Source organism: Rhodococcus sp. UFZ-B548 (assembly GCF_903819475.1).
Lineage (GTDB): Bacteria > Actinomycetota > Actinomycetes > Mycobacteriales > Mycobacteriaceae > Rhodococcus_F > Rhodococcus_F erythropolis.
Map to the genome: position 1 here is coordinate 136363 of NZ_CAIJDS010000004.1, position 22814 is coordinate 159176.

The following is a 22814-nucleotide window of genomic DNA, read 5'->3' on the forward strand; positions in this document are numbered from 1 at the left end:
TTCAATGAGTGTTCTGTTGTCGGATGTGGTGTCTGGTTCTGCGGTGGGGTTGCGCGGACGACTGTGGCAGCTGCCTGCTTCTGAGTTGCGTGCTGCCGCTATCGAGGCGAGTGTGGAGATTCTTCGTCTCGAGGCTGTTCGTGTGGCGGTGGTGGACGAGTTGTCGTTGCGGCCGGATGATCAGGTGATTGCGAGCCGCGGGGTGGGTTGCTGGTTGGCGGCGAACACGATGCTGCAGGTTCGGGATGGGAAGAAGATCGCCGCGTTGGGTGCGGCGCTTCGGCCGTTTCCGGCGGTGGCTGCTCGGTTCGATGTCGGGGATTGCTCGTTCGATCATGCGGTGTTGATCGTGGCGTTCTGTGAATCCCCGCCGAAGGGCATGCCGGACGCCGCGTTGCCTCGCTGTATCGATTTGTTGTTGGCTGCTGCTTCCGGTGTGGAGGCCACGACGACGAAGGTCCGGAACGTGATCGCGACCTTGGAGCGAGTGTTCGAGTCCGATGACATTCCACCCGCCGAGGATGTGGATCGTAACGAGCTCCGCATCGCGTCGACACTGAACGGCCGGGTGGTGGTGCGCGGCGATTTCGACGCCCTCACCGGTGAAATGTTGTTGTCGGCGTTGTCGAATCTGACGATGCCCACCCCGGCACCCGATGGAACCCCGGATTCTCGGTCGGCAGCGAAGCGGACCGCGGACGGGTTCACCGAACTGATCCGCCGCTACCTCGACTGCGCCAAAACCGGCACCGACGGTGGTCAGCGTCCGCACGTGAACGTGCACATCAACGCCCGTGATCTGGCGGAGCACCGTGACTGCGCCGCCACACCCTCCAAGACTGATGACGGAATGGCTGTATCGGATCTTGATGTCGGGCACATGCCCTGGCTGGGGCCACTCTCGGTGTCGCAGACCAGACTCCTCGGATGTGACTGCTTCCTCTCGACCGTTCTGCTCGACGACCACGGCGCGCCGCTCGATGCGAAACCCGGAAAGAGGTTGGTCACCGCCGAACAGCGAGTGGCGTTGATCGCGAGAGACAAAGGCTGCGCCTTCCCCGGCTGCACATGCGTGCCCGCGTGGACGGATGCGCACCATATCCGGCACTGGGCCAACGGCGGCCCGACCGTGATGAACAACCTTGTCCTGCTGTGCCGTTCACATCACCGGCTGATGCACCGGAAATCCGGGTTCGTCGGGAAGTGGGTAATCCGCATCGGCGTCGACAACAAACCGTGGTTCATCCCACCGCCCTCGATCGACCCCGGGCAGCACCCGCGGCCGGCGAACACCACCTTCAAAACCTGAGGTAGTACTCCTCGGCACAACAGAACACGGTCCAGCACCGCATCGAAGGAGACCTCGATGCGGTGCCAACAGGCCGTGACGCTTGATGAAGCTGTGCTCACAACGATCAGCGAGTCAGCACAAGCCCTGATGTCGGAACGCCCGTTCCTGCAGTCACCAATACATTCTCGACGGAGTCGACCTGGTTGACCGAAGTACCGCGGATCTGCCGAACTCCCTCGGCGATACCGTTCATCCCGTGGATGTATGCCTCGCCGAGCTGTCCACCATGGGTGTTGATCGGAAGCTTGCCTCCGAGTTCGATTGCGCCACCGGCGATGAAGTCCTTGGCCTCTCCCCTACCGCAGAAACCGAGTTCCTCGAGCTGCATCAGAACATAGGGCGTGAAGTGGTCGTAGAAGATCGCCGTCTGCATGTCCGACGGGCGCAGCCCACTTTGTGACCAGAGTTGATCGCCGACAAGGCCCATCTCCGGTAGGCCGGTCAAACCGTCGCGGTAATAGCTGGTCATGATGTATTGATCTGCCCCGCTGCCCTGTGCGGCGGCAGCGATAACGGCGGGTGTGTTCTTCAGATCTTTGGCTCGTTCTGGCGAGGTGACGACGATGGCGATGCCGCCGTCGGATTCCTGGCAGCAATCGAGGAGATGCAAAGGTTCAGCGATGAATCGCGAGTTCTGATGGTCCTCGAGGGTGATCGGTTTTCCGTAGAAGAACGCCTTCGGGTTGGTGGCTGCATGCTTACGGTCCGCTACGGCGATTCGACCGAAGTCCTCGCTGGACGCTCCGTATACGTGCATGTATCGCTGCGCGACCATCGCGACAAACGATGCGGGAGTACCCAATCCGTGAGGATAGGAAAAGGCGTTGTCCGTTCCCGACGAATTGACCTGCGCCACAAGGCCGGAGTTCACCTGCCCGAAACGCGCACCCGATCGCTCGTTGAATGCGCGATAGGCCACGACGACGTCCGCGACGCCAGTGGCAACCGCCATGGCCGCCTGCTGAATCGTCGCCGCAGCGGCACCGCCACCGTAGTGAATACGACTGAAGAATTTGAGGTTCGGGATACCCACCGAACGAGCCACTGCCACTTCGGTGTTGGTGTCCATGGTGAACGAGGTAAGACCGTCGACGTCGGCGGGTGTCAGACCGGCGTCGTCCAACGCGGCTTGAACAGCCTCGGCGGCCAGTCGCAGTTCACTGCGACCGGAGTCCTTCGAGAAATCCGTGGCTCCGATTCCGACGATCGCGGCCTTGCCGGACAATGCGCTCATTCAATGTCTCCGTTTTCAATGTCTCCATTCGAGCCCGACGCCGGAAATGCCAGTGTGACCTGCGCAGTGATGTGATCTCCCAGACTGTTCTTGCCGACCACCGCGAGAGAAACGAGATCCTCGTCGTAGGAGGTCACCGTGCCGGAGAGCGTCAAAGTGTCGTAGGCGTACCACGGGACCCCGAGGCGCAGCTTGATCGACGTGAGTACTGCCCGCGGTCCTGCCCAGTCGGTCACGAATCGCTGCACCAGGCCGGTGTCGGTGAGGATGTTGACAAAAATGTCTTTCGAGCCGCGTTTCTGTGCGAGATCACGGTCGTGGTGAACATCCTGAAAGTCGCGGGTAGCTAGTGCTGCCGAGACCACAAACGTCGGGTCGCCGTAAATCGAGAGCTGCGGAAGAACTTCTCCCACAGTGATATCCGTCGTCAAAGTCATCGTCACTCCTTCCCCGCAGAAACCGCAGGAACCGCCGAAACCGCAGAAGCCCCAACCGGCTGCCAGGCGTACAAAGTCCAGGGAGTTCCCCCGGTCTCGTCGTCTCCGGGGAAGTCGAGGTAGATCGCCTCCACCTCCATTCCGATCGACACACTCGAGGGATCGACGCCGCGCAATTCGCCGAGCATCCGCACACCCTCAGGCAGTTCGACCAGGGCAACGACGAACGGCAACGACCGACCAGGAACCTTGGGCGCGTGGTGAACGACAAAACTGAAGACCGTTCCCCGCCCTGACGCGACCACGTAGTCGGTCTGCTCCGACTTGTCCTTCCAGATCGCGGGCACGGGTGGGTGCTGCACCGAACCATCCGCACGCAGTTGAATACGCAACTCGTGTGCGGCGACACCGTCCCAGAAGAACTGTGTGTCTAGAGACGCCGTCGGGCGCAGCATCCGAGATGCGTCCAGGTCCGCAGGCACGTCAGTGGAGGGGCGCTCACTTACCGGCGGCGCGAACTTCAAGATCCGGAACATCATCTCCGAGACCAGTTCTTCGCCGACCCGCCAGAAGCTGCGGGTAGTGAAGAACCACCCTTCACCAAGACCTGTCTTCTTCGGTCCCACTACGTCTTCCAACACCGAGGAGATGGTGACTTCTTCACCCGGCTTCAAATAGCGGTGGTAGATCTGATCGCAGTTGGTCGCGACGACGGACGTGAATCCGGCCTCGTCGAGAATATCCGTCATCCGGCCCAACGGATCGTCGGCTTCTCGAACTGCCCCCAGACCGCGCATCGTCCATACCTGCGCCATCGCCGGCGGCGCGACTATTCCGTCGTGTCCGGCGGCGCGGGCGGCCGATTCGTCGACGTAGATCGGGTTCTCGTCACCGATCGCCTCGACCCAGTTGCGGATCATCGGCAAGTTCACGGGGTCCCGGCCGGCGCGAGGAGCGCTTGGCCCGTCCTCTCGAACCCGCTCGGCAGCAGTGAGAATGGGATCTGACACGATTTGTTTCCTATCTCGGAACGCGGGGAAGCTTCAGGCCGGCGGTAGCGATCAATTCGCGCATCACCTCGTTGACTCCACCGCCGAAGGTGATCACCAGGTTGCGCTTGATCTGCATGTCCAGCCACTCCATGAGATCAGCCGTTTCGGGATCGATCGGATTTCCGTACCGTCCGACGATCTCTTCCGCGAGTCGACCGACTCGCTGGATGCGTTCGGTCGCAAATACTTTGGTTGCCGAAGCGTCGGCAATGTCCACCGACTCCGAATCACTCGATGCCACTTGCCAGTTGAGCAGTTCGTTGAGGCGATACGTCGCGTGAATCTCGCCGAGCGCGCGTCGTACGTCAACGTGATCAAGCAGGTTTTCACGCTTGGCCCAATCGAAGACGTGGTCGTAAATCCCTGCGACACGACCTGCCGGACCGAGCATGACGCGTTCGTGGTTGAGCTGCGTCGTGATCAGGCGCCAACCCTGATTCTCTTCACCCACAAGCATGTTCGCCGGAACGCGAACGTCCTCGTAGTAGGTGGCATTGACGTGATGCGCACCGTCGCAAGTGATGATTGGTGTCCAGGTGTAGCCGGGATCTTTGGTATCCATGATCAGGATTGAGATGCCGCGGTGCCGTGAATCGGCAGATCCGGTCCGCACGGCGAGCCACACGTAATCGGCGTCATGCCCGCCGGTGGTGAAAATCTTCTGGCCGTTGACGACGTACTCGTCACCATTTCGTGTCGCCGAAGTACGCAGGGCTGCAAGGTCGGTGCCGGCTTCCGGTTCGGTGTAGCCGATCGCGAAGTGCACTTCACCGGCGAGGATCGCGGGCAGGAATTTCTGCTTCTGCTCCTCGCTGCCGTACTTCTGCAGAGTCGGACCGACGGTCTGCAACGTCACCGAAGGCAGTGGGACATCCGCCCGCACAGCCTCGTTGACAAAAATCTGCTGCTCGACTTCACCGAACCCACGTCCGCCGTACTCCACCGGCCAGCCGACGCCGAGCCAACCGTCCTTGCCCATACGACGGATGACCTCACGATAGGTAGGGCCATGCCGCTCCACACGCATGATCTTGGCCTCCTCGGGCGAGATCAGCGTCGAGAAGTAGCGTCGAAGTTCAGCTTGCAATGCGCGCTGACTGTCGGTCAGATCGATGAACACCGGGCCCCCACGAGGTCGAGTCGCTGCGAAGCGCCGCCGAGCAGGCGCGCCAAGTCTTTTGCAGTCGAGTAGTAACGATGAAGCGGATACGTGACGTCGACGCCCAGACCGCCGTGCAGGTGGTGAAGCACCTGCATTGTGGCGGGTACTTCCTGGGCGATCCAGTACGCCATGACGTCGAGGTCCGACTGAGCATCCAGGCCCTCCGACACGCGCCAGGACGCCGACAACGCCGCGACGTGAAGAGTCCGCGAGGTGACATAGGCGTCGGCGATCTGCTGTGAGACCGCCTGGAACGTGGCGAGCGGCTTGCCGAATTGCTCGCGTGAGCCGACATGTGCCGCAGTGAGATCGACGGCACCGGACACCAAACCGTCTGCAACGGCTCCGATACTCGCCGTAGCGATCCGGTACAGCGTCTGGACGGCTTCCTCGCCGGCACCGAGAAGTTCACCGACTGCCTCGTCCATCGTGACTGCGAACTCCGGACTGCCGGACGCACTGGGTGTCGGCGTCAATGCGACGCCGGCGGCGGTCGGATCGACGAGCACGACTCCGGCGTCGGTGGGCACAAGAATTCTGTGTGCGCTCGCCGCGAAAGGCACGGCAAGCACCGTCCCGCTGACGCGATACCAGTCGCCCGACTGATGGGCGGTGGTCGACGGCTGCGCCGGGAACTGCTGACCCGGCTCACCGAGCGCCGCGGTGAACACCCGTCCGGCGCTGACTCCGGTGAGCAATTCGTCCTGCTGAGCGTCGGTCCCCAGAGCAACGATGGGAAGTACGCCGAAGCCGAGGGTTGCGAGAGCCGGAATAGGAGCGGCGGCCCGGCCGACCTCGACGAGAAGAGAACCGACGTCGGTGACCGAGAGGCCCTCGCCGCCCAGACGCTCGGGCAGTGCCAACGTGAGCAGGTCGGCTTCGGCGAATGCCGCCCAGAGCGCGTCCGGCTCCAGTTCGCGGGCAAGGAGCGCGGTAGCCACCTCGGCTACCGCTTCCTGGGTTTCATCGGGAGTGAAGTCCACGCTGGCAATCCTGTCTCTGATGTAGAACGTGTTCTAGTTGTATCACCAACGTGGACATTTCTAAAGGCCTCTACTCACGCCGTCTAATCACGGGGCAGGCCCAGAATTCTCTCCGCGGCGACGGTCAACAGAATCTGCGTGGTTCCGCCGGCAATCGACAGGCATCGCGTGTTGAGGAACTCACGCGAGAGCGGACCCTCCACCCATCCGGCTGGGCCACCCAATTCCATGGCGAACTCTGCGACATTCTGACGCTGGCGCACGCCCACCAGCTTGCGGACGCTCGACGCCGGGCCCGGATCCTGACCATCCAATTGCCGCAGTGTCGTGCGCAATTCCAGCAACGAGCCCACCATGGCGGTTCCGATCAGCCCACCGAGCTTGTCTGCAACCACAGGATCGGGATCGCCCGCCAGCTCGAGCAATTCCTCCATCGCACCGCCGAGCGAAGAGCCCCCGCTCATCGCGACTCGCTCGTTGGCGAGGGTTGTTCGGGCCAGTTTCCAGCCTCCGCCGAGCTGGCCGACGACACAGTCGTCCGGCACGAAGACGTCGTCGAGGAAGACTTCGTTGAAGAGCGCGTCGCCGGTGATCTCGCGCAGCGGCGAGATCCGAATCCCGGCTGTCTTCATGTCGAGAAGGAAGTACGTGATGCCCTTGTGCTTGGGAACCTCGCGATCGGTTCTGGCGAGGCAGATGGCCCAGTCAGCTTCACGCGCAAGCGAAGTCCAGACTTTCTGGCCGTTCAGCTTCCAACCGCCGTCGACCTTCTCCGCGGTCGTACGCAGCGCGGCAAGATCCGAACCTGCGCCAGGTTCACTGAAGAGCTGACACCAGGTGATCTCACCCTTGAGCGTCGGTGTCGCAAATCTTTCGATCTGCTCCGCACTGCCGTGCTCGAGGATGGTGGGAACTGCCCACCACCCGATCACGAGATCGGGCCGGCCGATACCGACGGCCGCCAACTCTTCCTCGATCAAAATCTGTTGCGCGGCCTTGGCGCCCCGGCCGTACGGCTTCGGCCAGTGCGGCGCAAGGTAGCCCGATTCGGCCAACGCGTTGCGCTGTTCGGATTCGGGCAGCGCCACCAATTGCGCTACCTCTTCGCGAATGTCGGACCGGTCGGATTCCAGCTCACTCAAGTCGATCTGAAGGTGACGCCGTGCGCCGCCGATCGTCAATTCCGCGACGCGGGCGCGCCAGCGGGACGATCCACCCAGAATCTGCCGGAGCGACAATGCTCGACGAAGGTAGAAGTGCGCCTCGTGCTCCCAGGTGAATCCGATGCCGCCGAGCACTTGAATGCAGTCTTTTGCCGTGTCGACAGCGGCGTCCAGAGACACCGCGGCCGCCACCGCCGCCGCGATCGGAAGTTCGTCGCCCGACTCGGCAGCGACCGCACCATCCCAGGCGACAGCTCCGGCATTTTCCACTCGGCACAGCATTTCGGCACAGATATGTTTGATCGCCTGGAACGAACCGATGGGTTTTCCGAATTGTTCGCGAATCTTCGCGTACTCCACCGCAGTACGCAGACTCCACGCCGCAATTCCGGCAGCTTCGGCAGCCCCAAGTACCGCCGCTAGATCGGAAACCGATCCTGGCGCAATGTCATCGAGGATTCGGTCGGCGTCGACCGTCACTCGGTCGAAGGAGACTCGTGCCAGTGGTCGCGACTTGTCGATCGTGTCGACCGCTTCGTAGGTCACACCTTCGCCGTCTCCGTCGACGAGAGCCCAGACGACACGCGAGCCTTCACCTTCCGACACCACGCCCGCCGACACGAGGACCGATACGCCCGAGTCTCCACCCCAGGCGTAACCTCCTTCGCCATGAAGCTCGATGCCGCCGGACGCATTCGCCGTTGCCGCAACTGGACTTTCGTCCAATACGACGGCACACGGCAACGCACCGTCGGCGAGCATTTCGGACCAGCGCTTGGCAGCGGGCGACGAACTACGCCCAACCACCAGAGCTGCAAGCGCAGTCGTGAGAACAGGACCCGGCACGAGTTCGATTGCCGCCTGCTCGAGCATTGCTGCGAGATCGACGATTTCGGCTCCGGCTCCGCCTACCGATTCAGGAACGGCGACCGAAAATATCCCGAGAGACGCGAACTCGGACCATTTCTCCCGCCACGAAGCTGCTGGTCCACGGCGTACCATGTCCATCGGCGTGGCCGAGCGAGCCCAGGCCTCTATCGATTCCTGGACCGCCCGCTGTTCATCGGTCGTGGCGATTGTCACAACTGGTTCCCGCCTCTCGATAAGTGACACAATTGTTTAGAACGTGTTCTAATATGACACCTGGCCAAGAGTCAAGGCGCGAAGGAATTTGTCGATGACCACAACATCCCGATCCCGCTCCAACGCGGTTGCTTCTGCAACGCTCGGGGACGACGATCTCAGCTCCAACGCGCAACGTGAACGCCGCAAGCGGATTCTCGACGCAACCCTCGCCCTGGCGTCCAAGGGTGGCTACGAGGCTGTTCAAATGCGCGCCGTGGCCGAGCGCGCCGACGTCGCAGTCGGAACGCTCTATCGCTACTTCCCGTCCAAGGTTCACCTGCTGGTGTCCGCTCTGGCACGCGAATTCGAGAAGATCGATTCCAAGGGCAAGATCCCACCCGGAACCAGCCCGCTCGAGCGGATGCAGCTGATCCTCAGCCTCATCACCCGCGCGATGCAGCGCGATCCGCTCCTCACCGAAGCCATGACTCGCGCGTTCATGTTCGCCGACGCCTCCGCAGCGGCAGAGGTCGATCAGGTGGGTCAGTTGATGGACCGCCTCTTCGCACGAGCGATGACCGAAGAGGAGCCGACCGAAGAGCAGTTGGCAATCGCGCGCGTGATCTCCGATGTGTGGCTGTCCAATTTGGTGGCCTGGCTCACGCGACGTTCTTCGGCTACCGATGTCGCCAATCGACTGGAATTGACGGTTGAACTGCTGCTCGGTGATGGAACACGGAAACCCGAATAGACATCCTTTGTCGCATCTGTCATTTTTGCACTGATCTGGCAGAAACGTATCGAGCCAGGAGTCGCTGCATCACCTAGATTTGAAGAGGTGAGCGCACAAGATCTGTCCATCGAACTCCGCCGAGCGCTGTCGGGCGTGGCACGCACGCCGCGTCTGCTCGTAGCCTCCGACTACGACGGGACGATGGCACCCATAGTCGCCAACCCGGACAAGGCGTATCCCCGCGCGGAAACGGTGCGTGCGCTCCGCTCCCTCGCCAGCCTGGCGTCGACGACTGCTGCCGTGATCTCGGGCCGCGCCCTCAAGGATCTGGCGGCGCTGTCCCGGCTTCCCGCCGAAGTGCAATTGGTCGGCAGCCACGGCTCCGAGTTCGACATCGGATTCGTTCACGCAATCGACGCCGACGCCAGGAAACTGCTCGACGAGATCGTCACCGAATTAGGCCGAATTGCCGCCGATACCCCCGGCGCAACTGTGGAGAAGAAGCCCGCCAGCGTCGCCTTGCACGTACGCAACACGAGCGCCGACGACGCCGAGAAGGCGCTCATCGCCGTTCGCACCGAATCGGCCCTCTGGCCGGGTGTTCAGGTCACCGAGGGTAAGTCAGTGGTCGAGTTGGCGGTCATCGCCACCGACAAGGGCCACGCACTCGACTTGATCCGCCATCAGGACGGCGCTACCGCTGCCGTCTTCATCGGGGACGACGTGACAGACGAAAAGGCGTTCAGCAGGCTGCAGGGGCCGGACATCGGAATCAAGGTCGGCAGCGGGGACACCGTCGCCGACTATCGCGTCGACAGCACCGAGGATGTCGCTGCCGCTCTGGCATTCCTGCTCGACGAGCGTCGTACGTGGCTTTCCGGTGCCGACGCTCCGCCCATCGAGCGACTCTCGATGCTCGCCAGTCCTCGCACCGTCGCTTTGGTGACCCCGGATGCGACGCTGACCTGGTTGTGCCACCCGGAACCGGATTCAGCGGCGGTCTTCGCGCACCTTCTCGGCGGAACCGGGGCCGGCCACTTCTCGGTCGGGCCTCGCCGAACAGCCTTGCCGCTGAGCCAGAAGTACATCGACAGCACGATGACCGTTCAGACCCGCTGGGCGAGCCTGTCCGTCACCGACTACCTCCCCCACGACGTCCCGCAGGGGCGAACCGACCTGACCCGCATCATTTCCGGTCAGGCAGACGCGATCGTCTCGTTTGCACCCCGTCCCGAGTTCGGCCAGGGTCAGGTCACGCTCGAGGTCGTCGACGAGGGCATTCGGGTCCTCGGCACCAACGAGCCGTACGTGCTCCGCTCCCCTGGTGTGCTGTGGAACATCGCCACCGACGGAAACCAGCAGACTGCCCACGCCATCGTCGAGCCGTCCAAGGGTGACGTCGTACTCGAATTGCGCTGCGGAACAGAAGAACTCGGCCCTTCCGAAGTTCCGGAACTCGAGCGTCGAGCGACTTCGGAGGCGTACTGGTCCGATTGGGCCAAGACGCTCGAACTGCCGAAGCTGAAGCCGGACTTGATGAAACGCTCTGCGTTGACCTTGCGCGGGCTGGTTCATGCCGATTCCGGTTCCATCATGGCCGCCGCCACAACATCCCTGCCGGAGGAGATCGGCGGAGTCCGCAACTGGGACTACCGCTATTGCTGGTTGCGCGACGCCGCCCTCACCGCAACAGCTCTCGTGAGCGTCGGGTCCACCGACGAGGCCGAGAACTATCTGGACTGGGTCCACCGCGTGCTCGAAACGCTGCCGGGACCCGAGCGCCTGCACCCCCTCTACACGCTCTACGGGACCTCGCTACCGCCAGAGGCCGTCATCGATTCACTTCCCGGATACGCCGGTTCCAGACCGGTCCGCGTCGGAAACGCCGCGAATCAGCAGGTTCAACTGGACGTGTTCGGCCCGATCGTCGAATTGATCGTCGAACTGGCGAATGCACGCGAAAAGGCCGGTGCCCCCGATCCTTTGAGTGACCGCGACTGGGAACTGGTGTGCGCCATGGTCGAAGCAGTGCAGCGGCGCTGGTTCGAACCGGATCACGGCATCTGGGAAATTCGCGACAACCCGCGCCACCACGTCTATTCCAAGGTGATGGGTTGGGTCACCGTCGACCGCGCCGTCGATCTTGCTACCCGCTTTTCTCGCGAGGCTCTGCCCGAGTGGGCGGAACTGCGTGACCAGATCGCCGACGAAGTGCGACACAAAGGCTGGAAGGACGACGTCCAGTCGTACACCGCGGCCTACGACGGTACCGATCTCGACGCCGCTACTCTGCACATCGGACTGTCGGGACTGATCGATCCGACGGATCCACGCTTTGCTGCAACCGTCGTAGCCACCGAGGCTGAACTACGCAGCGGCTCAACGGTATACCGATACCATCACGACGACGGCCTGCCCGGCATCGAAGGTGGATTCCACCTCTGCGCCGCCTGGCTCGTCGAGGCCTACCTACTTATCGGACAACGCCTGCAAGCAGAGGCACTGTTCGACCAGTTGGTCGCGGCAGCGGGTCCTACCGGACTACTCGCGGAGGAGTACGACCCCATCGCGGAACGCTCGTTGGGCAACCATCCCCAGGCGTACAGCCATCTGGGATTGTTGCGCTGCGCCCAACTCCTGGCGTGAGCGCTACCCCTTGATCCGACCTGATGTTCGCCCTGCCAGTAGTTCGGTGTCGAGCATCTCGACTATCGGAACGCCGGATCCAGACGGCGACATCAGGAGCGCACCGGCGCGCCGGCCCTTCTCTTCCTGGGGCTGGCGCACCGTTGTCAGTGATTCGCGCAGCGCCTCGTCGACGCCGTCGAATCCGGTGATAGAGAGTTGGCCAGGTACATCGATGCCCTGCCAGCGCGCCCAGTCCAAGGCGCCGAGAGCCAGCACGTCGGTGGTGCAGACCAGTGCGGTGATCTCGGGGTTGGTCGCGAGAGCTTCCGCCGCCGCCGAGTGCCCGGACTGCGATGTGTGGACGTACCGCTCGATCACCGTGAGTGAGAGTGGGTCCATGTCGGACGCCACCATCGCGTCGCGCACTCCTTCGATCCGCTCACGCTGGACGTGGAAGTGCGGGGACTTGAGTCGTTCCTGGCTGACAACGCCGTCCATCCGGTCGCGCCCCAGCCTCATGCAGAGCACGCCGATGTCACGGTGGCCGAGCCCGATGAGGTAATCGGCGACCTTGCGCATGGCAGCGCGGTCGTCGATGCCCACGAGGGATGCACCGGGAATCTCGCGCGGCTGGTCACACACGACGATCGGAATGTGACGCTCGAGCACGGCAGCGAGATACGGATCGTCGTCGGCCACCGAGTAGACGACGAAGCCGTCGACGCCCGCCTGCTGGACCACGGCGGCAGCATCCACCTCGTCGCGGCCGGGCCCGGCCGGGATGAGCAGCAAGCCCTGGCCGGCGTCCTCACACGATTCCGAGAGACCGGCAAGGAAGCTCATTGCGGCCGGGTCGCGGAACGAATAACTGAGTGCTTCGGTGAGCAGGAGACCGACGGCACCGGCTTTGCGAGTTCGCAAGGAGCGGGCGACCGGATCGGGTCCGGGATATCCGCGTCGCTTGGCCGCTTGGAGCACTCGATCCCGCAGCTCGACGGAGAGCTGATCGGGTCGGTTGTACGCGTTCGAGACTGTAGTTCTCGACACATTGAGCTCGGCGGCAAGCGACGCCAAAGTGGCTTGACGGCGTGGCTGACGGGACCGGGGCATAAACGGACGTTAGCCGTAGTGCCCGCAGACGGCGCGTTGGGGCTGAACCGAAGGTGAACTACCAGCGACTATGCGCTAATGTGTAACGGTAACGGTTTCCAATAGCATTTAGCCCAGCCTTTGTTCAGGAGAAAAGCACGTGCGTTCGTCGTCGAAATTCCGCACCGCCACCGCCCTCGCGGCCGTCTCGGTCGCCGCAGCATTCGCGCTCACCGCGTGCAGCTCCAGCTCGTCGAAAGACGAAGGCATCACCGTCGTCGCATCGACGAACGTGTGGGGCGACGTCGCGCAGGCCGTCGCCGGCGACAAGCTGACCGTGACGTCGATCATCAACGAGCCGTCCGCGGACCCGCACTCGTTCGAGGCGACTCCAGCCGATGCCGCCAAGATCACCGACGCATCGCTTGTCGTCTACAACGGTGGCGGCTACGACCAGTTCATCACCGACGTCCTCGACGCGGGCAAGGGTGAGCAGAAGACGGTCAACGCCTACAACCTGCTCGACGGTGGCATCCACGCCGGCGAAACCGCGGGCGAATCGCATGACGGTCACACCCACGGCGCAGTCAACGAACACGTCTGGTTCGACATTCCGACCGTCGACGCCGTCGCACATTCGGTTGCCGATCAGCTGAGCGCTCTCGATCCGGACAACGCGGCGACCTACGAGGACAACGCGAAGGCATACAGCCAGAAGCTCGCCGGCGTCACAGCGATCACCGATTCCATAGCCGCTGCCCACGCGGGCGCACCGGTGGCGCAGACCGAGCCGATCGCGCACTACCTCCTGGTCGCAGCTGAACTGAAGGACGCAACTCCCGAAGAGTTCACCAGTGCCATCGAAGACGGCAACGATCCTTCACCGGCCGCAATCGCCGCAACGCGCCAGCTCCTCTCGGAGAAGCAGGCCCGCGCACTGGTCTACAACATCCAGACGCAGGACAAAGTGACCCAGGACATGCGCACCACAGCCGAAACCGCCGGAGTGCCCGTCGTCGAGGTTACGGAGACTCTCCCCGAGGGCCTGGACTACATTCAGTGGCAGACGCAGACCGCGGAGTCGCTCGCAAACGCCCTCTCTGCCCAGTAATTATTTGCCCCACGATTTCCGAGAAGAACCGATCGGCTTGTGACAGAAACTTCCGCGAATACTCCTGTGCCCCCTGGTAACACCGTGCCTCCTGGTAACACCGTGCCTTCGAAGGCCTCCGTGCCCGCTGTGACGCTGAAGGACGCTCGATTGTCTTTCGGCGCCCGCACATTGTGGGACGGGCTCGATCTCGAGGTACAGCCAGGTGAGTTCATCGCCGTACTCGGGCCGAACGGGTCGGGCAAGACCTCGCTCTTGAAGATTCTGCTGGGCCAACTACAACTCAGCGGCGGTAGTGCACAGATCGTCGGCACGCCGGCACGGGCCGGGAACTCACACGTCGGGTACATCCCGCAGCAGAAATCCATCGACGACGGCCTCCCGCTCCGCGGCCGCGACCTGGTCGGCCTCGGCGTCGACGGTCACCAGTGGGGTACTGGCCTACTTCGTCGGGGTCGTCGCCGCAAGATCGTCGACGACGCCATCGCACAGGTCAGCGCCCAGTCGTTTGCCGACGCTCCCATCGGTTCCATGTCCGGCGGTGAGCAGCAGCGACTGCGGATCGCGCAGGCTTTGGTCGGCGACCCGCGGATCCTGCTGTGCGACGAGCCGCTGCTCAGCCTCGACCTCGCCAACCAGCACCTGGTCTCGACGCTGATCGACAAGCGTCGGCGCAGCCATGACACCGCAGTGCTGTTCGTGACGCACGAGATCAATCCGATCCTGCCGTTGGTCGATCGAGTGCTCTATCTGGTGGACGGCAAATTCCGGATCGGGACGCCGGCCGAAGTGATGACGTCCGAGGTTCTCTCGGATCTGTACAACACCGACGTCGAAGTGTTGCAGGTTCGTGGCCGCCTCGTCGTGATCGGCACCGGAGACGCCATCGACGCGCTCGGCAGCGCAGGCGGACTACGTCCGGGAGAAGGCGTTCACCATTCGGATGAGGATCACCACCAGTGAGTAACAAGTTCACCGACGCGATGTCGCGGATGTTCGACGTGTCCGCCACCGTCGACCTACTGCAGTACGACTTCGTCCAACAGGCGTTGATTGCCGGTGCCATCCTCGGATTGTTGGCAGGCATCATCGGGCCGCTGATCGTGAGTCGTCAGATGTCGTTCTCGGTGCACGGAACGAGTGAGCTGTCACTGACGGGTGCATCCGCCGCACTTCTCGTCGGTGTGGGCGTCGGCTTCGGTGCCATCGTCGGATCCGTGGTCGCGGCAGTGCTGTTCGGGCTGCTCGGAGCCAAAGCGCGCGACCGAGATTCGGTGATCGGCGTGATCATGGCTTTCGGTCTCGGCTTGTCGGTGTTGTTCCTCTGGGCGTACGACGGTCGCACGGGAACCAGCTTCTCACTGTTGGTCGGACAGATCGTGGCGCCGGGAAACAGCGGTCTCGAACTTCTTCTGCTGTGCGCGGTCATCGTGATCGGCACACTCGGATTCATCTATCGCCCTTTGCTGTTCGCGAGCACCGACCCCGAAGTTGCTGCAGCTCGCGGTGTTCCGGTTCGGGCACTGTCGATCGTGTTCGCAGTGTTGGTCGGCATCACCGCAGCACTCGGCGTACAGATCGTCGGTGCGCTGCTGGTGATGTCGCTGCTGATCACCCCCGCAGCGGCCGCCGCGTACGTCACGGCAAGCCCACTCAAGGCCACGATCCTCTCCGTCGTGTTCGCCGAACTGGCAGCCGTCGGCGGCATCCTTCTCTCGCTGGCACCCGGCGTTCCCGTCTCGAGTTTCGTCACCTCGGTCTCGTTCGTGATCTACCTGATATGCCGACTCTTCGGATCCGCACGTCGCAAGAATGCGGGACGGATTCCGGCGCACGCCTGAACACCGAGAGCCCATACCTACCTAGAATCGAGGTATGGGCTACAGCGTTGATCTGAACAGCGACCTCGGCGAGGGCTTCGGAGCCTGGACCCTGGGCGACGACGACGCCATGCTCGAACTTGTCACCAGCGCGAACATCGCCTGCGGATTCCATGCCGGCGACCCGACGACGCTGTTGGCTACTTGCGAATCCGCAGCCACCCGCGGCGTGCGGATCGGCGCGCAGGTGGGTTACCGAGACCTCGCCGGTTTCGGCCGACGCTTCATCGACATGTCCCCGAAAGACCTCACCGCCGACGTCATTTATCAAATAGGGGCACTCGACGGTTTGGCTCGTGTCGCCGGATCGCGGGTCACGTACGTCAAACCCCACGGCGCGCTTTACAACGCAATAGTCCATCACCGACGGCAGGCGCGGGCTGTGGTCGCCGCCGTCGTTGCCTACGACAGTTCGCTACCTGTTCTCGGACTACCTGGTTCGGTGTTTCTGGAAGAGGCGCGCGAAGCCGGCCTCGACGTGGTCGCCGAGGCTTTTGCCGATCGCGCGTACACGGCAGAAGGCACTTTGGTCCCCCGCACCGAGTCGGGCGCCGTTCTGAACGACCCGGCGCTTGTTGCAGAACGGGTTCGGCGAATGGTCGTCGACGGCGAGTTGGATGCGGTCGACGGGAGCACCCTCAAAATCACCGCGGAGTCGGTGTGCGTACACGGTGACAGTCCGGCAGCCGTCGACATGGCCGTAGCGATCCGCGATCTCCTCGAATCCTCCGACGTCGAGATCACACCGTTCACATGATCACGATCCTGCCCGCCGGTGAATCCGCAGTCCTCGTCGAGTACGACGAACTGCCGAGCGTGCTGGGCAACTTCAGGGCTCTCGACGCCAGTCGAATCCCCGGAGTGATCGATCTGATTCCCGCGGCGCGAACCATCCTGATCGAGTACGACAACACGATCACCGGGCACAAACTCGTGGAGAAATGGGTACGTGGGGCCGTACCGATCGAACTCACAGCAGACGAGAGCTGGCCTGCTGTCGCGATTCCGGTCCGCTACGACGGCGGCGATCTCGTCGAAGTGGGCAAGCTGACCGGACTCGGGGTCGACGGTGTCATCGAGGCTCACACGTCTGCGTCGTGGACCGTCGCGTTCATCGGTTTCGCCCCCGGCTTCGCGTATCTGACCAGCAACGAGAGAAAGCTCGAAGTTCCACGTCGATCGGACCCGCGCAGGCAGGTCCCGGCCGGTGCAGTCGGGTTGGCCGGACCGTTCTCGGGCGTCTACCCGCGTAGCTCCCCGGGCGGCTGGCAGTTGATCGGAATGACGGAACTGTCGGTGTGGGATGCCGAGCGCCGCCCGCCGGCGCTGCTTCTACCCGGCACCACAGTCACCTTTGTCCGTGCATGATTTCGGTGCAAGCATGATTTTGGTGTCTTCACCGCGTTGTTGCGGGACAATGGATTCATGGCCTGGCTCGAGGTAGTGCGTACCGGCCCGCTCGCCACAGTTCAGGACCGCGGGCGGAGAGGCTACGGCGCTCTCGGGGTCGGCAGATCCGGCGCCGTCGACATGATCTCGCACGACAGCGCGAACAGACTCGTAGGCAACACTTTTCGAGCAGCAACCATCGAAGTCACCACTGGGGGTTTTGCGATGCGGGCCGTCGGTTCGATGACGGTGGCAGTGACAGGCGCGCGGGTGCCGCTGGCCGTCGACGGACGGCCGGCACCTGACTACGCGAGCATCCACCTGGGCGGTGGCAGCACTATCGAATTGGGTTACAGCACAACCGGGTTGAGAACGTACATCTCTGCGCGCGGTGGCGTCGACGTCCCGCAGGTACTCGGCAGTAGATCCACCGACACGCTCTCCGGGCTCGGGCCGCCGCCGCTCGCCGCCGGTGATCTACTCCTCCTCGGGGCAGAGGAAGGGACGTGGCCCACCGAAGAGTTGATTCCACCGCCGGCATCTGCACTCGGCGCAGTTCCGATCGAGATCACGCTCGGCCCCCGAAATTCCTGGTTCACCGCCGCATCCGTTCACGCGCTCCTTCACACCACGTGGAAAGTCACCGAACACACCAACCGAGTCGGGGTCCGGTTACAGGGCCAAGGGCCTTTACATCGCTCACGCACCGAGGAATTGCCGAGCGAAGGCGTCGTGATGGGATCCATCCAGGTGCCGCCAGGCGGCCAGCCCGTCGTATTTCTGGCCGACCATCCCGTGACTGGCGGATACCCGGTCATCGCCGTCGTTTCCGACGCTGGGATTGCGTCGCTGGCACAGCTGCGGCCCGGCAGCACCATTACCTTGAAGGCCACTACCAGGCCGCCCTAGCGCTGATAGTCTCAGCCGCGCCAGCAATGCTGCCGGCGGCGCTCGGCCGTCGCCAGAACCTGAAGGACTGTCACACTATGAGCCCTAAGAGCAGCACACTTGCTCTCGGAATAGCGTCACTGATCACTGCTGCACTCGTCCTGTCCGGATGCAGCAGTTCGGAAAGCGGCGACGCTGTCTCCAGTGATACCAACACCAGTGAGACCACCGCTTCCGAAAGTTCTGCATCCTCGTCGTCTGCCGCTCCCGCGACGCCGACTTTGCGGGACGGGACACCGTTCATCGGTGAGCGGACGACGATCGAAACCGGCGACGACCCCGAAGCGCCGAACATCAGCGTCAGCCTCCCGCCAAGCTGGACTCACGGTGAGAACATCCCTGCCGGCGTTACTGATGCGTTGTCCAGCAACAGCCAGGAACCCAGCGGTTTCATGCCGAACACCACCGTGACGGTCGAAAACCAAGGCACCGCAACAAAAGACGAGGTTCTTGCCGCTGCGCGTGACACGATCGCCACCCTCGACGGGTGGACAGAAGTGAAGTACACCGAGATCGACGTCGACGGACAGCAGGGGTTCCGCCTCTCCGGAACCTGGACCGCCCCAAACCTGGACGTTCCGCTCTACGCCGTCATGACGGTCGTCGCTTACCAAGCCGACGACAACTCGCCGGTCTACCTGGTCAGCTTTGCGAATCAGTTCACTGACACGACGAACATGCAGACTTCCAACCAGGTGGAAGAAATCAACACCTCGATCGAATTCGGCTGAGCACCTCATGATTTGAGCACTTGATCACCGAACAACCGCGGCGGGCCGAGACTACGACAGTCTCGGCCCGCCGTTTCACAACTCTCGACTAGCTCGAGCCGAACAGTCCGCTGAGGGAACCGAGGCCACCACTCAACGAGCCGAGCGATCCGGTTCCGCCACCGGTTCCGGGGCCAGTGGGATCAACCGGATCAACGGGATCAACCGGGTCAACGGGATCGACCACATCCGCGGCGCGGACAGTGATGGACGGGCCCAAGTTGGCGAAATTCGCACTCGACTGGAATCCGTTGCCCATCACCGTGGCACCTACCGCCAATCCACTTCCGTACACGGTTCCCGGCGCACACGAAGCAGTGACCGTGTAGCTGGTCTTCATGGTCACCGGTTTGCTGCCGTTGTTGATCCAGCCGGCACTGGTCACCTCGAGCGTCGTGGCTGTCAGTTCCGGAGTTTCAGTGGTTTCGGTCATCGTCCCGCCAACGTGAAACTTCGTGACCTTCGCCGAGCCCGGGACAAAGGTCAAGCATGCGGCATGCGTCTCGGTGAACCTGCTGATATATCCGTCGATTCCGCTCTTCTTCGACACTGTCGTGTAAGTGATCGTGTCACCGACCTTCGGGGACGCATTGTCCACGGTGCGAGTAAATGTGTAGGCACCAGAAGTTGCCGTCTCGGCAGTCGCGACTCCCGCACCCAGCGCGCTTGCGCCCACAGCAAGAGCAATCACCCCCAAACCAGCTCCAACGGTGGACAGTCTACGATTCCTGGATCCAAACTTTGCCACGAACAATCTCCACTCTGTGAGGTTCCAGGACAACCGAATTCGTTGATTACTGAAACTTGTTGCAACCCGACTCTCGAAGTACGATACAGTCGACCTGGACATTCGCCCAGCTTTTCGCCGACTTGGTCGCCAATCAGTTAACAACAGGCAATCAAGGTCGAAAAAGTCCTCTCAATTCGGACTTTTCCGTAAATTCTGCCGAACTGACACATAGGCAAGCGTCCGATAGGTTTCAATGGTTACCACGGCGCAACCTTTGAAGAGTCATCCCCATCGCCGTCAGCGTGAACCCCTCGAACGGAGAATTTCATGTCACGTTTCTCAATGCGCAAAACACTCACCGGAGTAGCAATCGCTGCGCTTGCAACCAGCGGACTTCTCATCGGCACCGGAGCTGCGCACGCAGATGCCGCGCACCCGAAGACCAACACCGTGACTTCGAACCAAGTCACGATCACCAAGAGCGTCGTAGGCGACGGAGAAGTGGCGCCCGGCGGAAAATTGACCGTCCGCACCACGGTTTCGGCCAACGGCCATCCGGACTTCTTCGTCAACAAGTTCGTCGACCGTTTCCCGGCCGGATACACCTACATCAAGGACAGCGCCTCGATCGATTCATGGCACTTTCTCGGACTGACTCAGAAAACCGAGAAGGTGTCCCCCACCGTCGACAATGCGGCGCGCACCGTCACAATTCCCGATGCGGGTTGGAATGTCTCGATCACCGGCAGCAAGACAGTCACTTTCGAAGTGAGCTACTTGGTTCCGGACAACGCACAGCCGGGAACTTACGTCGAGCTCCCCAGTTCCATCGGCATCTCGCTGTGGGGCAGTGATCAGAACATCGGCGATGTCTACGCCAAGATCCGCGCCAAGAACCCCGGCGAGGCTGCCGCATCGGGCTCGGCAGATCTGGGCTTCGGCTCTTCTGACGGCGAGGGCGGAACCGGTTCGGCCGGCTCCTCCATCCTCGACAACCCGGCCGGCTTCATCTCCGACATCATCAGCGGTGTCCTGGCCAACGGCAGCTGATTCACCTGCTCCACCTGTAAACACTCCGTCGGGGAATGTGATCGAGGGTGGCATCGAGTCTTCGGACTCGGTGCCACCCTCGGCCTTTTGTCGCGACCGCACTCCGTCGTGCCCTGCGTCGAAGAACCAAATAGGAAAGCATTACCTAAGTCATTCGCGGTATGATCCACCGATGAGTTCCACAGGATTTCCGTACTGGGCTGTGCCGGCAGGCCGGTACGTTCCGCTCCCCTTCTCGATGACGACGTCCACCATCGGGCGCGATCAGAAGCGCGCGTGGCGTGAGATCCGCCATCCCGAGCACGAACTCCTGTGGGGCGCTTCCGGAGAGATGAGCGCGTACATCGACGACGTTCGTTGGCAGATCCCACCGACGGTCGGCATGTGGATTCCGGCTGGAACTCCACGGCGCATCACGCTCGGCGCATCCACCGAAGCTCGTTTCACCTATTTCCGGCCCGAGTCGTTCCCCCACCCGTGGACGAAGCCCGCGATCATCGGCATCGACGACGTGGTCAAGACGATGCTCATCCATCTGCACCAGCGAAACATGCCTACCGAGGCTCGCTTGCGGGCGGAATCCGTAGTCTTCGACACGCTCGCGCCCATCGAGGCGGCTGATGTCGCAGTGCCGATGCCCGCCGATCCCCGGGCCCTCGCCGTTGCACGCCGCTTGATCGCCGACCCCGCCGATCAACGCGGGCTTGCCGATTGGGCCTATGTGGTCGGCGGAAGCCCCCGTACCCTGAGCCGCGTGTTCTCTCAGGGAACGGGGATGTCCTTCACCGAGTGGAGGATTCAAGTTCGCGTCCGCGCCGCGATGTCCTATCTCGCTGCGGGCGTTCCTGTTTCGACGGTTAGCCGTCGCGTCGGATACGAAACCCCCAGCGCCTTCACCAGCGTGTTCCGCAAGGTCACCGGACGAACACCGAAGAACTATTACTCGGACGCGTGCGAATTGTCAGCCTAACTGGTCAGAAGCCGTTCATCTTCGAGACCAGTTCGGCGAAGGCATATTTGACGCTCAGCGACGTGGGCGAAGCCAGTGCCATCACTCGGGCCAGACCGAGCTGCTGAATCAGCCTGCCGTCCTTGACTGCCGGCAGGTCGGCAAACAACTTGTCCCCCATCAATCCGGGGAGCCCCTGACCACTCGCGTCGTTGAGCACGATCACGTCCGCGTCCAGTTCGTTGTACTGTTCGCGCGATGCAGTCACCGACCCCTGGGTGTCGCCGCACAGCTCTGCGCTTCCGGCCGACTGCTTCAGTCCGAGCTGGGACATCAGGATGACTCTGCCGTCGTCGGCGCAGTAATTGGTGAGGCCGTCGATGTTTCCCGACAGGAAGGTCAAGGTTTTCCCGTTCAGATTCGGGGACCCAGCAGCCAGGTCGGCTATGGAATCGTCAGTTTCCTCGATCAGCTCAGCCGCCCGCTTCGGTTGTCCGAGTACTGAACCGATGGTCGACATCTGCTCCTGCCACGTAGTCGCCCAGGCGGTCTCCTTGAACGGAATCGTGGGTGCGATCTGAGAAAGACGTGCGTAGTCGTCTTCGGTGATTCCCGAGACCACCGCGATGATCACGTCCGGCTCCAACGCCAGGATCTGCTCGAACGGCACACCGGAAGTGCTGTCGAGCAACGTGGGTTCGACGTCGCCCAACACTTCTTCGTCCCACGGCAGGATTCCGTTCTCCAAGCCTGCCCCACTGAACGACTCCATGGCGACGGGCGTCTTGCCCAGTGCGAGGACCGAATCCTGGCTGTTCCAGCCGATGGTCACGATCCGCTGAGGTTCGGTCTCGATGGTGGTCGAGCCGTACGCGTGATCTACGGTGACCGGCAGAGCGCCGGCCTCGGCCAACTGCGTCGTGTCCTCCGACGCTGTTGACTCGGTGCTGCTCTGGCAGCCTGCGAGCAGGGCAATCGCGGCCAACGCAGCCACTATTCGGGTAGTGCTTTTCATCTTCTGTCAGCTCTCTTTGCAAACGTACTTGTTTCGACCAGGCAGGTATATCGAGACCTGATCCCGGTAATGGGG

At 62.5% G+C, this 22814-nt stretch carries 21 protein-coding genes; 12 read left to right on the forward strand and 9 right to left on the reverse strand.

The annotated features are described in order from the left end of the window. The first annotated feature begins 4 nt into the window (after positions 1-4). Positions 5-1309 carry an HNH endonuclease signature motif containing protein gene (locus H7C86_RS06625; RefSeq protein WP_182261279.1) on the forward strand — a complete coding sequence of 435 codons (1305 nt, stop codon included), beginning with the start codon at positions 5-7 and terminating at the stop codon, positions 1307-1309. A 106-nt stretch (positions 1310-1415) separates the two neighbouring features. On the opposite strand, the gene H7C86_RS06630 is transcribed toward H7C86_RS06625, so the two are convergent. From H7C86_RS06630 to H7C86_RS06655, 6 genes are all read right to left on the reverse strand, one after another. Further along, complete coding sequence (locus H7C86_RS06630) at positions 1416-2585, reverse strand: lipid-transfer protein (RefSeq protein ID WP_019746856.1); 1170 nt, start codon at positions 2583-2585, stop codon at positions 1416-1418. Continuing rightward, on the reverse strand, positions 2582-3022 hold the full coding sequence (locus H7C86_RS06635; RefSeq protein ID WP_020968404.1) for a MaoC family dehydratase: 441 nt from the start codon (positions 3020-3022) through the stop codon (positions 2582-2584). The genes H7C86_RS06630 and H7C86_RS06635 overlap by 4 nt, the downstream gene beginning before the upstream one ends. A 2-nt stretch (positions 3023-3024) precedes the next feature. After that, positions 3025-4032, reverse strand: coding sequence for a bifunctional MaoC family dehydratase N-terminal/OB-fold nucleic acid binding domain-containing protein (locus H7C86_RS06640; RefSeq protein ID WP_141487796.1), 1008 nt, complete (start codon positions 4030-4032; stop codon positions 3025-3027). Positions 4033-4042: 10 nt separating this feature from the next. After that, positions 4043-5194, reverse strand: coding sequence for an acyl-CoA dehydrogenase family protein (locus H7C86_RS06645; protein ID WP_020968402.1), 1152 nt, complete (start codon positions 5192-5194; stop codon positions 4043-4045). Beyond that, positions 5179-6219, reverse strand: a complete 1041-nt coding sequence (locus H7C86_RS06650) for an acyl-CoA dehydrogenase family protein (RefSeq protein WP_020968401.1) — start codon at positions 6217-6219, stop codon at positions 5179-5181. Before H7C86_RS06650 ends, H7C86_RS06645 begins: the two co-directional genes overlap by 16 nt. Before the next feature lie 83 nt (positions 6220-6302). After that, entirely contained in the window at positions 6303-8465 is a 2163-nt protein-coding gene (locus H7C86_RS06655) for an acyl-CoA dehydrogenase (RefSeq protein WP_182261280.1), read from the reverse strand. A gap of 94 nt (positions 8466-8559) precedes the next feature. Between H7C86_RS06655 and kstR the strand changes: the two genes are divergently transcribed. Both kstR and otsB read left to right on the forward strand, forming a co-directional pair. After that, entirely contained in the window at positions 8560-9198 is a 639-nt protein-coding gene (kstR, locus tag H7C86_RS06660; RefSeq protein WP_003945752.1) for a cholesterol catabolism transcriptional regulator KstR, read from the forward strand. A gap of 87 nt (positions 9199-9285) precedes the next feature. Further along, the gene (otsB, locus tag H7C86_RS06665; RefSeq protein ID WP_019746851.1) at positions 9286-11826 is read left to right on the forward strand and encodes a trehalose-phosphatase; all 2541 of its coding nucleotides are present in this window, start codon (positions 9286-9288) and stop codon (positions 11824-11826) included. A gap of 3 nt (positions 11827-11829) precedes the next feature. On the opposite strand, the gene H7C86_RS06670 is transcribed toward otsB, so the two are convergent. Further along, positions 11830-12918: a LacI family DNA-binding transcriptional regulator gene (locus H7C86_RS06670; RefSeq protein ID WP_007733995.1), complete on the reverse strand. Its 1089-nt coding sequence runs from the start codon at positions 12916-12918 to the stop codon at positions 11830-11832. 139 nt (positions 12919-13057) lie between these two features. Between H7C86_RS06670 and H7C86_RS06675 the strand changes: the two genes are divergently transcribed. From H7C86_RS06675 to H7C86_RS06705, 7 genes are all read left to right on the forward strand, one after another. After that, positions 13058-14008, forward strand: a complete 951-nt coding sequence (locus H7C86_RS06675; RefSeq protein ID WP_019746850.1) for a metal ABC transporter solute-binding protein, Zn/Mn family — start codon at positions 13058-13060, stop codon at positions 14006-14008. A gap of 102 nt (positions 14009-14110) precedes the next feature. Continuing rightward, on the forward strand, positions 14111-14971 hold the full coding sequence (locus tag H7C86_RS06680; protein WP_029254441.1) for a metal ABC transporter ATP-binding protein: 861 nt from the start codon (positions 14111-14113) through the stop codon (positions 14969-14971). Then, positions 14968-15849: a metal ABC transporter permease gene (locus H7C86_RS06685; protein WP_003945811.1), complete on the forward strand. Its 882-nt coding sequence runs from the start codon at positions 14968-14970 to the stop codon at positions 15847-15849. Before H7C86_RS06680 ends, H7C86_RS06685 begins: the two co-directional genes overlap by 4 nt. Before the next feature lie 34 nt (positions 15850-15883). Continuing rightward, positions 15884-16645 carry a LamB/YcsF family protein gene (locus H7C86_RS06690; RefSeq protein WP_182261281.1) on the forward strand — a complete coding sequence of 254 codons (762 nt, stop codon included), beginning with the start codon at positions 15884-15886 and terminating at the stop codon, positions 16643-16645. Next, the gene (locus tag H7C86_RS06695; protein ID WP_182261282.1) at positions 16642-17256 is read left to right on the forward strand and encodes an allophanate hydrolase subunit 1; all 615 of its coding nucleotides are present in this window, start codon (positions 16642-16644) and stop codon (positions 17254-17256) included. Before H7C86_RS06690 ends, H7C86_RS06695 begins: the two co-directional genes overlap by 4 nt. 57 nt (positions 17257-17313) lie before the next feature. Next, positions 17314-18186 (forward strand): biotin-dependent carboxyltransferase family protein, encoded by an 873-nt coding sequence (locus H7C86_RS06700; RefSeq protein ID WP_182261283.1) that lies wholly within the window; start codon positions 17314-17316, stop codon positions 18184-18186. Between the two features lie 77 nt (positions 18187-18263). Next, a complete protein-coding gene (locus H7C86_RS06705; protein ID WP_182261284.1) occupies positions 18264-18956 on the forward strand; it encodes an LpqN/LpqT family lipoprotein in 693 nt (230 codons plus the stop codon). An 88-nt stretch (positions 18957-19044) separates the two neighbouring features. Here the strand turns inward: H7C86_RS06705 and H7C86_RS06710 are convergent, their stop codons facing one another. Then, entirely contained in the window at positions 19045-19686 is a 642-nt protein-coding gene (locus H7C86_RS06710; RefSeq protein ID WP_070385792.1) for a hypothetical protein, read from the reverse strand. Positions 19687-20052: 366 nt separating this feature from the next. On the opposite strand from H7C86_RS06710, the gene H7C86_RS06715 reads away from it, so the two are divergent. Both H7C86_RS06715 and H7C86_RS06720 read left to right on the forward strand, forming a co-directional pair. Continuing rightward, the gene (locus H7C86_RS06715) at positions 20053-20775 is read left to right on the forward strand and encodes a hypothetical protein (RefSeq protein WP_225989632.1); all 723 of its coding nucleotides are present in this window, start codon (positions 20053-20055) and stop codon (positions 20773-20775) included. A 172-nt stretch (positions 20776-20947) separates the two neighbouring features. Next, positions 20948-21745, forward strand: coding sequence for an AraC family transcriptional regulator (locus H7C86_RS06720; RefSeq protein WP_031332820.1), 798 nt, complete (start codon positions 20948-20950; stop codon positions 21743-21745). Between the two features lie 4 nt (positions 21746-21749). On the opposite strand, the gene H7C86_RS06725 is transcribed toward H7C86_RS06720, so the two are convergent. Next, the gene (locus H7C86_RS06725; protein WP_029254436.1) at positions 21750-22739 is read right to left on the reverse strand and encodes an iron-siderophore ABC transporter substrate-binding protein; all 990 of its coding nucleotides are present in this window, start codon (positions 22737-22739) and stop codon (positions 21750-21752) included. Positions 22740-22814 lie beyond the last annotated feature (75 nt).